9 protein-coding genes and 3 pseudogenes are annotated in these 9,808 nt (G+C 38.4%); 5 read left to right on the top strand and 7 right to left on the bottom strand.

Features of this window, described 5'->3' with window-relative positions; translation table 11 throughout:
* The 4 genes and pseudogenes from F6K22_RS12805 to F6K22_RS12790 form a co-directional block, all read right to left on the bottom strand.
* Window positions 1-328 (bottom strand): annotated as a pseudogene (locus tag F6K22_RS12805) (hypothetical protein); the annotation flags it as partial.
* A 136-nt stretch (window positions 329-464) separates the two neighbouring features.
* A complete protein-coding gene (locus tag F6K22_RS12800) occupies window positions 465-905 on the bottom strand; it encodes a hypothetical protein (protein ID WP_293097940.1) in 441 nt (146 codons plus the stop codon).
* A gap of 497 nt (window positions 906-1,402) precedes the next feature.
* Complete coding sequence (locus F6K22_RS12795; protein ID WP_293097938.1) at window positions 1,403-1,933, bottom strand: GUN4 domain-containing protein; 531 nt, start codon at window positions 1,931-1,933, stop codon at window positions 1,403-1,405.
* A gap of 19 nt (window positions 1,934-1,952) precedes the next feature.
* Window positions 1,953-2,099, bottom strand: coding sequence for a hypothetical protein (locus F6K22_RS12790; RefSeq protein WP_293097936.1), 147 nt, complete (start codon window positions 2,097-2,099; stop codon window positions 1,953-1,955).
* Between the two features lie 311 nt (window positions 2,100-2,410).
* Between F6K22_RS12790 and F6K22_RS12785 the strand changes: the two genes are divergently transcribed.
* The 3 genes from F6K22_RS12785 (at window position 2,411) to F6K22_RS12775 (ending at window position 5,975) form a co-directional block, all read left to right on the top strand.
* Window positions 2,411-2,770 carry a nucleotidyltransferase family protein gene (locus F6K22_RS12785; protein ID WP_293097934.1) on the top strand — a complete coding sequence of 120 codons (360 nt, stop codon included), beginning with the start codon at window positions 2,411-2,413 and terminating at the stop codon, window positions 2,768-2,770.
* A 295-nt stretch (window positions 2,771-3,065) separates the two neighbouring features.
* Window positions 3,066-4,028 carry a hydrogenase small subunit gene (locus tag F6K22_RS12780; protein WP_293097932.1) on the top strand — a complete coding sequence of 321 codons (963 nt, stop codon included), beginning with the start codon at window positions 3,066-3,068 and terminating at the stop codon, window positions 4,026-4,028.
* 342 nt (window positions 4,029-4,370) lie between these two features.
* On the top strand, window positions 4,371-5,975 hold the full coding sequence (locus F6K22_RS12775) for a nickel-dependent hydrogenase large subunit (RefSeq protein ID WP_293097931.1): 1,605 nt from the start codon (window positions 4,371-4,373) through the stop codon (window positions 5,973-5,975).
* Between the two features lie 463 nt (window positions 5,976-6,438).
* Here the strand turns inward: F6K22_RS12775 and F6K22_RS12770 are convergent.
* The 3 genes and pseudogenes from F6K22_RS12770 to F6K22_RS12760 all read right to left on the bottom strand — a co-directional run.
* Window positions 6,439-7,194: pseudogene (locus tag F6K22_RS12770) on the bottom strand (formylglycine-generating enzyme family protein); the annotation flags it as partial.
* Between the two features lie 108 nt (window positions 7,195-7,302).
* A pseudogene (locus tag F6K22_RS12765) lies at window positions 7,303-7,800 on the bottom strand (S1 family peptidase); the annotation flags it as partial.
* Window positions 7,793-8,116, bottom strand: coding sequence for a CU044_2847 family protein (locus F6K22_RS12760; RefSeq protein WP_293097929.1), 324 nt, complete (start codon window positions 8,114-8,116; stop codon window positions 7,793-7,795). The pseudogene F6K22_RS12765 and the gene F6K22_RS12760, both read right to left, overlap by 8 nt.
* Window positions 8,117-8,609: 493 nt before the next feature.
* Between F6K22_RS12760 and F6K22_RS12755 the strand changes: the two genes are divergently transcribed.
* On the top strand, window positions 8,610-9,425 hold the full coding sequence (locus tag F6K22_RS12755) for an alpha/beta fold hydrolase (protein ID WP_293097927.1): 816 nt from the start codon (window positions 8,610-8,612) through the stop codon (window positions 9,423-9,425).
* Window positions 9,426-9,445: 20 nt separating this feature from the next.
* Window positions 9,446-9,808 (top strand): alpha/beta fold hydrolase (locus F6K22_RS12750; protein ID WP_293097925.1); only part of this gene is annotated, 363 nt, incomplete at its 3' end.

Genomic DNA, 9,808 nt, shown 5'->3' with positions numbered 1-9,808 from the left:
GGGGGGGGGGGGGGGGGGGGGGGGGGGGGGGGGGGGGGGGAGTGTGGGAAGAGGGGGGAGTGTGGGAAGAGGGGGGAGTGTGGGAAGAGGGGGGAGCGCAAAGTTGATGAACCTGCAAACCTTGTTCAGAGGTTGCTGGGTAAGCATCAACAAAAATAACTAATCCAGCTTGAGATATAGGTTCTGCCAATTCTGGAGTAAGTTGATGTAGTGGCAGCGATCGTACATTTTGCAGATTCCACTCAGCAACTAACTCTGCCACCCGTTGACCTGCACCATCATCACTGCGGAGAGTGTTACCGTAACCGATGATTAATATTTCAGCCATTAATTATTTCCTAAATTTTCTTGATAAAATTATCATATAGCGCTACTTGAATCGGGAATAGGGAATAGGGAATAGGGAATAGTAAACTGTCAAAGGGTTTCAGAATTTAGAAATGTCCTAATCTTTGCTTCGACTGCTATAGTAGCTCCTCTAATTTGCATTTGAATAATTCTGCAATACATTGACCTAAACCTACATTTGTACTTTCATTTTTAGCCTCAACAATAGTTATTACAGGAGATTCTATTTCTAGAGTAAATTCTGAAGCACTCAAAATGTAGTCACAAAACCCATTTAGTCCGCTGGTAATATCGACATTAAAATCTCTGCCATAAAACAAACTAATTTTACCATCAAATATTTCTCTGATTTCTATCAACAAAGGTGCAATAATTAACTCCGATCGAGCTTTTTCAGTATTATTATCAAAAGCAACTTTGAGATTACGTTTGAGAGTTATTTTCAAATATTCACTCGGTTCAACTAATTCGATATTAGGAAATAGATTAACCATATTAATACTAAGATCAAAAGTAGCTTGAGCTTGATTAATAGTTTTAAAATCGCTGTAAGCCATTTTTACATACTCCTTGAATCCAAAAATAATAATAACTAAATTATTAACTGATATCAAATCCGAATGATTAGTTATTGTAAGTCCGCAGCGACTGGAACGGAGTGGCAGGAAGCAATCTCAAAGGTTGCGGGAGATTGCTTCCTATCGTCGCAATGACCAGTTTTCAGCCGGATTTGATATGACCAGAATAAGGATGATATTTTACTATTTTATTTTTCTGGTTATGGAGTTAAAAATTGCTATATTTGTCAAAGGAAACTCTAGGAGGTTGAATAGAAAAGTAGAAGTACCTTATAACAAGAGGTAGTAATGCAATTTTTTAATGATGTGTAGAGGGAGAAACGGGTTATAAAAAACTGATAACTGATAAGGCGGCTGAAACGTTTATACAGCAGTTTCCGAAGTTATGAGGTACAGTTGTTTTTCTTCTTTTCTATTCCCTATTCCCTGTTCCCAGTTAAGTGTTCCCTGTTCCCTCAAACCTAAAGTTTTGTACCTCATAACAAGGGAAAACGCTGTATTTTACATTCTACAAGTCTCTCTGAGAGAGAAGATACCAAATCCCAACCGCGATAGAAAACCCCATCAGATAGCCAACCCAACCTCACATACCAAACGTCTAACTTTAAAACACAACCTGGGAGGTATCCCCTGTAATGTTCATCTGAGCTAAAATCTAGGTCAGGGTATAACAAAAATTGTCCTTCTTGACTCCATCCGACTTTGTTATTGAACGCTTCATATACTTCCTGATTATACTCTGTTGTACCACCTAAATTCTGATAAATTTCCTTTTGCACAGAAAAGCCAAATTGATCGTTACTATATTGTAACCAAAGTTGGTCAATTCTGCCGAGGTCTGCACAAAGAAAATTTTCTATATCTTCTTTTGTTAGGTAACCTTCGTTCTCTAGCCCTGCAACTTGCAACATACAACGAGCAGTTTCCCGATCTGCTTCTTTCCACTTTTTCTCACTCAGCAATGTCTCTAATTGAGTATAGTTATAACCAACATCTGACATCAACATAAAAACTATCGCTCCTTAGTTATTTCTTGATTAATTTTTCAATTTCAAATAACTGTTTTTCCACTTCAGACAATCTCTGAGTAAATCGAAATTCATCATTGATACCTAGGTCTTGAGTCAAAGCTCTACCCATTACTTCAGTTTTGGTAAGATTAGTCTTATCCAAATATTCATCAAGCCATTTCCTTATACAGCGCTGAAGTACAATAACAGGACTTTTGATAGGGTAAATATTTTTTGCTTGTTCCCTTACTCCCCTACTCCCTAAAACCCTCCATATATGTACTTCATAGCTTCGGAAACTGCTGTATTTTCCGGGACTATAATAGATATATTGGGCAGAGGTATATTTGAGTGCCACATGATAATATGACGGTGTAATATACAAGTATTCCTAACTGTTAGACAAGATTCAGGAAATTTAGCAGTAGTAGAATTAACACGTCGAATATTGAAACAAGGGAGTTATAATTTGAAATGATAAATATTCCTCTATGTACAGTTGAAAATTTAGGAGAACATCAAAAATTAGCAGAAATTATGACCAGGGTGAAACAGGAATTTCAACAAATTTATCAAGATACTTTTATTAGTTTAGTTTTATTTGGTTCTCAAGCAAGGGCAGACGCAAAACCAGACTCAGATATTGATATTTTAGTAGTTTTAAAAGACAAAAAAACTGTATATAATAATCATCAAAAAATCATTGAGTTTATTTCCGATATATGTATCGAGTATGGGGTGTTAGTAAGTTGTGTTTATATGAGTGAATATCAATTTCAACAAGAGAAAAGTCCCTTATTATTGAATATTCATCAAGAAGGGGTTTTCCTGTGAACAGAGCTTTAAGCATTCAGCTATCAGCTTTAATTAAGTTTCACAAAATCTAGGATAAGTTATTTTAGATTTTTTTAAAGATTTTCTTACCAATAAAATTTTGAAAATAAAGTATCAAAAACAACAAAATAACATCAAAAAACTAACCATATAATCAATAATAAAAAATTTCATAAATTATACAAAGTCTTCATTATCTACCCTTTATAATTTCATAAAGGTTGAATTAGGGTGCAACAAATTCTATCGTCAATCCCATCTCAACTTAAGATAACAGAGAGGAGAATTCGGGAGAATGATAAATCTACTGTGGCTTCAAGGTGGAGCTTGTTCTGGCAATACCATATCATTTCTCAATGCTGAAGAACCAAATATTTGTGACCTAATCACAGACTTCGGCATTAATGTACTCTGGCATCCTTCCCTCGGAATGGAACTTGGTACAAACGTTCAACAATTATTACAAGATTGTCTTTCGGGAAAAACACATTTAGATATATTAGTATATGAAGGAACTATAATTAACGCGCCCAATGGCACGGGAGAATGGAACCGTTTTGCCGATCGCCCGATGAAAGATTGGGTACAAGAATTATCGGAAGTTGCAGGTTTCGTCGTCGCGGTGGGAGACTGCGCTACTTATGGCGGTATTCCGGCAATGGCACCAAACCCCAGTGAGTCTGAAGGTTTGCAATTTCTGAAACGGAAAAAAGGCGGATTTTTAGGAGAAGACTTCAAGAGTAAAGCTGGATACCCAGTTATTAATATTCCTGGTTGCCCCGCACACCCAGATTGGATTTCGCAAATATTGGTAGCGGTTGCCACTGGTAGACTCGATGACATTACCTTAGACGAATTTCACCGCCCCGAAACATTTTTCAAAAGCTTCACTCAAACAGGTTGTACTCGCAACGTTCACTTTGCTTACAAAGCTTCCACTTCAGATTTTGGGCAGCGTCAAGGATGTCTATTCTATGACTTAGGTTGTCGCGGACCCATGACTCGCTCTTCCTGTAACCGCATTTTGTGGAACCGGGTTTCTTCTAAGACTCGCGCGGGAATGCCATGTTTGGGTTGTACGGAACCAGAATTTCCATTCCACGACCTTGTACCGGGAACGGTATTTAAGACGCAAACAGTCATGGGAGTTCCGAAAGAATTACCAACGGGAGTTAACCGTAAAGATTATGCTTTGCTGACTATGGTTGCTAAAGATTCAACCCCAGAATGGGCTGAGGAAGATTTCTTTACAGTTTAAAATTTGTAGGTTGGGTTGAGGCAACGAAACCCAACATAATAAAATCTTCTGTTGTTGCGAGGAACGAAGTAATTACAATAAATTGCTTTTATTGATCGTTGTGCACAAACATACATCTTCTTCGCTTCAGACATTTAATTACACCGAGCTACTTAATATCATGTCTGGATAATAAGTGATAAAAAAAGCTTTTGTTTGTAGTAGGGCTTTAGCCCGAAGTTATAGATAGGACTAAAGCCCTACTACGAGCTTTGAACATGATATTTAATAGAGTTGTTGGGTTGCGAGATACGCTTAACCCAACCTACAGAAGTTGATAACTAATAACTGATAACTGAAAAAATGGTTCAAACTAAAGTACAAACATTAGACATTTCTCCCGTGGGGCGCGTTGAAGGCGACCTAGACGTAAGAGTTGACATTCAAGACGGATATGTAACCAACGCTTGGACTCAAGCACAAATGTTCCGAGGTTTTGAAGTCATCCTCAAAGGTAAAGACCCTAAAGCTGGTCTCATCGTCACTCCCAGAATTTGTGGAATTTGCGGTGCTTCTCACCTCACCTGTGCATCCTGGGCGTTAGATACAGCTTGGCAAACAGAAGTACCTCGTAACGCTATCCTGGCTCGTAACCTCGGTCAACTTGTAGAAACACTCCAAAGTCATCCACGCTACTTTTACGGGTTATACGCGATCGACTTAACAAACAAAAAGTATCAAAATAGTCCTTTCTACGAAGAAGCTTGTAAACGTTTTGCAGCATTCACAGGTACATCCTACGAACCAGGTATTACTGTTGCAGCAAAACCCGTAGAAATATATGCTCTATTCGGCGGTCAATGGCCTCACTCTAGTTTCATGGTTCCCGGTGGCGTTATGTGCGCTCCCACTCTCACCGACGTTACCCGCGCCTGGGCAATGTTGGAATATTTCCGCACTAACTGGTTAGAACCGATATGGTTGGGTTGTTCCATTGACAGGTTTGAACAAATTCAAACTTATGAAGATTTCATGGAATGGCTAGATGAAAATCCTAATCATGCTAGTTCCGACCTCGGTTTCTATTGGCGCATGGGTTTAAATATTGGTTTGGATAAAATTGGTGCAGGTGTTGGTAAATATATGAGTTGGGGATATTTGCCTCACGAAGATAAGTATCAACGTCCGACTATTGAAGGTCGGAATGCTGCCATGATTATGAAAAGTGGTGTCTACGATAGCGCTACAGATATTCATCAATTGATGGAGCATACTTTTACGCGGGAGAATACTTCCCACGCTTGGTATAACGAGGGTGATGCAGATGTACATCCTTTTGACCGCACTACCGTACCTGTTCCTAATAATGATATTGATTTTGATGGTGCTTATTCTTGGTCAACTGCTGTATCTCACCAAGACTTAGGTCGGATGGAAGTTGGTGCTTTAGCGCGGGAATTAATATCAGGTGGCGACCATGGAGAAAGTTGGCAGCACAAAGACGGTTTAGTTTTGGATATGTTCAAGAAAATGGGCGGACCGAGCGTACATTTGCGCGTGTTTGCCAGAATGCACGAACTAACTAAATTGTACCGTGAAACAGAACGTTGTTTGCGGGAGTTTCAGTTGCGCGATCCTTGGTATATTAAGCCTCAAGAAAAAGATGGTCGCGGTTGGGGTGCCACTAATGCTAGTCGCGGTTCCCTCTGTCATTGGGTGGAAATAGAAGGCGGCAAGATTAAAAATTATCAGGTTATTGCGCCGACTACTTGGAATGTCGGACCTCGCGATGGCGAAGGTGTGCGCGGACCTATTGAGGAGGCGTTAGTCGGTATTCCTATTGCTGATGTGAATGACCCCGTGGAAGTTGGTCATGTTGCTCGGTCTTTTGATTCTTGTTTGGTGTGTACGGTTCACGCCCATGATGCGAAGACTGGGGAAGAGTTAGCGCGGTTTCGGACTTCATAATTAGTAAGATAATTGTAGGTTGGGTAGAACGCAGTGAAACCCAACCAAACCTAACAAAAAAGGTGAAAATGTTTGGTTTCGTTTCCTCAACCCAACCTACATAAGAGGATATCGTCTCTTTAGTAAGATAATTGTAGGTTGGGTAGAACGCAGTGAAACCCAACCAAACCTAACAAAAAAGGTGAAAATGTTTGGTTTCGTTTCCTCAACCCAACCTACATAAGAGGATATCGTCTCTTTAGTAAGATAATTGTAGGTTGGGTAGAACGCAGTGAAACCCAACCAAACTTAACAAAAAAGGTGAAAATGTTTGGTTTCGTTTCCTCAACCCAACCTACATAAGAGGATATCGTCTCTTTAGTAATGTAATTGTAGGTTGGGTAGAACGGAGTGAAACCCAACAAAACCTAACAAAAAAGGTGAAAATTTTTGGTTTCGTTTCCTCAACCCAACCTACATAACTTCATTCAGTTTTCCCGCTATCGCATACAACACGAAAACCAACAGCGTTGATGTGGTTTACGCGCCAATTGCTGTTGCTGCGAATCGCAGAACGGCAGATATCAGGAATGAGGAACCAAGCACCGCCACGCATTACGGTTAAATGTTTTTTTTCACTGTTTTCCACCCAAGCACTGCCATCAATAGGCGCACCTTTATAGTTTTTATGCCAGTCATCAGCACACCATTCCCAGACATTGCCGTGCATATCATATAAACCAAAAGCATTGGGTGGAAAACTTCCCACATTAGTTGTTTGTTGTCGATATTTTCCTTTAGAGGCATTGCCATAAGTATAGTTCCCATTATAGTTAACTAACTCAGACGTTATAGTTTTTCCAAAATAGAAGGGAGTAGTCGTACCAGCGCGACAAGCATATTCCCACTGACTCTCACTAGGTAGTCTGTAGTTTTTTCCAGTTTTTTGGGATAGCTTTTGACAAAATTCTGTGGCATCGTACCATGAGACACATTCTACTGGGCGGTTTCCTCCTTTAAAGCCAGAGGGATTTTTTCCCATAATGGCTTGATACTGATTTTGAGTAATAGGGTATTTGCTCATATAAAAAGGTTGTAGAGTAACTTCATGTTGAGGACTTTCACTGTCAAATCTTCCCTCTTCATTTTCTGGCGAACCCATAATAAAAGTACCCTCAGGAATAGCCACCATTTCCAATATCACACCACTACCCAAATCTTCAGTAAAAGATTTAATTTGTTGAAAAATAGCAGGAGGCATTCCAGACCAAATCTTGCTCAAAGCTTCTACCGAAATAGCCAACCCCTCCACTCCATCTTTCTCCATATTCGTAGCTACACCCAACACACGACCAGTTTCCAAGTCAACTACAGGTGCGCCACTATAACCTTTACGGAGGCGATCGCCTTCATTAATTAACAAATTCCAAACTGCCACCCTTTCATTATTTTGACGAGCGAAACGCTTTTTCCCCAAAGTTCCATCAACAGTTTCCAGCAATATTTTTTTCTCTTCACCATAGAGATAATGACCTGCTGTCTGAAACTTTCTATTTTCTGCTTCCGATAAACTTATTAGCTGGAAAAGTGGCACATTCAGTTTTTCAACTCCCAATACTGCTAAATCAAAACCCTTAACATCTCCTGTTGCTAAAACTTTTGCCCGAATATTATTAACCAATACATTTTCCTCACCACCCACATCCTCAACAACATGGGCACAAGTTAGCAAATAAGTATAATTATCATCTCGATAAAAAGCAAATCCAGTGCCAATAACATCTGCTTTGCGAGAGTTGTCACTAGCACTGGTAATTAAAACAATAGATTCTTCTAAATTACTCATTCTTTGACTTTTTAGGTTTCAGAACTAACTTAATTTTTAAATTCGTACCAGCCTTTCCTTTAGTAATATAAAGATTACCTTCCCCCTCAAAATTAAAACCTACTTCTACCTCAGCTTGTTCAATTTCCATATCTTTATTTATTTCTTGCCAAGCTTCAGCAATAGGACGACTAATACTAATTAATATAGGTTTAACTTTAGCAAAACTAGACTTAACTTCTTTAATAACATTAGTAGAAATAGGCTGGGCTTCATTCTCTGGGACTTCTGCCTCAACTAAAATACCATCTTCTAATTCAATTAATCTGGTGGCCATATATAATTATTAGTAAATTTTATTGGTATCCTATTTCAGGATGCCACTCTAATTTTCAGGACAATTTAACTTGGTGGCGACTCGCTCTCAAAATAGTAGCGTGCCTAGATTTATTTTGTGGGTAAGTTTCATAAATTAAGACCTCTCCCCCGACCCCTCTCCTGCTCCGAGAGGGGGGAAATCCCCCTTCCCTGGTAGGGAAGGGGGTTGGGGGGTTAGGTTTTTTACCCAAAATTTTAGTCTAGACACAGCACTACCTTCAGTTCATCTTATTAGTTAATCTAGTGCAATACTATCAATTTCATCTATAAAATGAAGTAAATCAACTTTATTTGATAATTATAAAACTGGTTTGATTATCTGTTGCTTTATTCTCACAATTAGCTTATAATTAAGCAGACTATTTATCTATTAAATAGACTGAAGCACTAACCAAAAAATTTTAGCTACTAAAATTGTTATGGCTTCTTAATATAAGTGAACTTAAGCAAAAATGAATCAACCGATTAAAAAAGCTTTTTTAGACACAGAAGACGGACAAATTTTTTACCGAATAGGAGGAGAAGGAGAACCTCTACTTTTACTTCACATGACTCCTCGAAGTAGCGATGAATTTAAAGAATTCATGGCAATTTTAGCCCCTAAATATCGTGTTATTGCTATGGACTTAATGGGGTTAGGAGATTCGGATAAACCTCCAAGGGAATATTCTATTTCAGACTATGCTAAAACTGTTATTTTATTGTTAGATCAATTAGGGATTGAAAAATGTAGTATTTTGGGGAGTTTAACAGGGGGTTATATTGCTGGAGAAGTAGCCGTATCTTATAGCGATCGCCTGAATAAATTAATCCTTTGTAATGTTCATGGTTTTGATGCAGAAGAAGCGGAAAAAGTCGGTAAAAGATATAAACAAGGATTTACGATCAAAGAAGATGGTTCTCACCTCATGGAAAGATGGTTGGCACGGAGTAATTATCTGGAAGCGGAATTAAATCACCGTTGTCTTATTGATGATTTAAAAGCTTTTTGCGGACCTATTTATACTGGTTTAGCAGTTAGTAAATATTGTGTTTATGCTCAAGAAAGGTTTAAACTTATTCAATGTCCGACCTTAGTTTTTACAGGAACTAAAGCATTAGAACCTATTGAAAAATATGGTTTAGCAAAAGCAGAAAATCAAGGTTGGTTATCTGAAGCAATTCCCCATAGTAAATCTGTTAAAATTGAAGGGGGAACTATCTGTATGATTAATCAAATGCCTGAAGAAATATCTACATTTGTTATTGATTTTTTAGATAAAAAATAGAGGGGGATAAATTAAATATTATGAAAATAAAAAGAGCGTTTTTAGATACAGAAGACGGACAAATTTTTTACCGCATTGGAGGAGAAGGAGAACCTCTTGTTTTACTTCCTATGACTCCTCGAAGTAGCGATGAATTTAAAGAATTCATGGCAATTTTAGCCCCTAAATATCGTCTTATTGCTATGGACTTAATGGGGTTAGGAGATTCGGATAAACCTCCAAGGGAATATTCTATTTCAGACTATGCTAAAACTGTTATTTTATTGTTAGATCAATTAGGGATTGAAAAATGTAGTATTTTGGGGAGTTTAACAGGGGGTTATATTGCTGGAGAAGTAGCCGTATCTTATAGCGATCGCCTGAATAAATTAATCCTTTGTAAT

Origin of the sequence: Okeania sp. SIO2F4, assembly GCF_010672385.1 — a bacterium.
In the GTDB taxonomy this organism is placed as follows: domain Bacteria; phylum Cyanobacteriota; class Cyanobacteriia; order Cyanobacteriales; family Microcoleaceae; genus Trichodesmium.
Note: the sequence above shows the minus strand (reverse complement) of the source record. Positions and strands in the feature narration are given on the sequence as shown.

Excerpts from the sequence above, each read along its gene's own strand:
- F6K22_RS12760 (WP_293097929.1), bottom strand. The coding sequence starts at position 8,116 with ATGGCCACCAGATTAATTGAATTAGAAGATGGTATTTTAGTTGAGGCA.
- F6K22_RS12800 (WP_293097940.1), bottom strand. The coding sequence starts at position 905 with ATGGCTTACAGCGATTTTAAAACTATTAATCAAGCTCAAGCTACTTTT.
- F6K22_RS12755 (WP_293097927.1), top strand. The coding sequence starts at position 8,610 with ATGAATCAACCGATTAAAAAAGCTTTTTTAGACACAGAAGACGGACAA.
- F6K22_RS12785 (WP_293097934.1), top strand. The coding sequence starts at position 2,411 with ATGATAAATATTCCTCTATGTACAGTTGAAAATTTAGGAGAACATCAA.
- F6K22_RS12780 (WP_293097932.1), top strand. The coding sequence starts at position 3,066 with ATGATAAATCTACTGTGGCTTCAAGGTGGAGCTTGTTCTGGCAATACC.
- F6K22_RS12775 (WP_293097931.1), top strand. The coding sequence starts at position 4,371 with ATGGTTCAAACTAAAGTACAAACATTAGACATTTCTCCCGTGGGGCGC.
- F6K22_RS12795 (WP_293097938.1), bottom strand. The coding sequence starts at position 1,933 with ATGTTGATGTCAGATGTTGGTTATAACTATACTCAATTAGAGACATTG.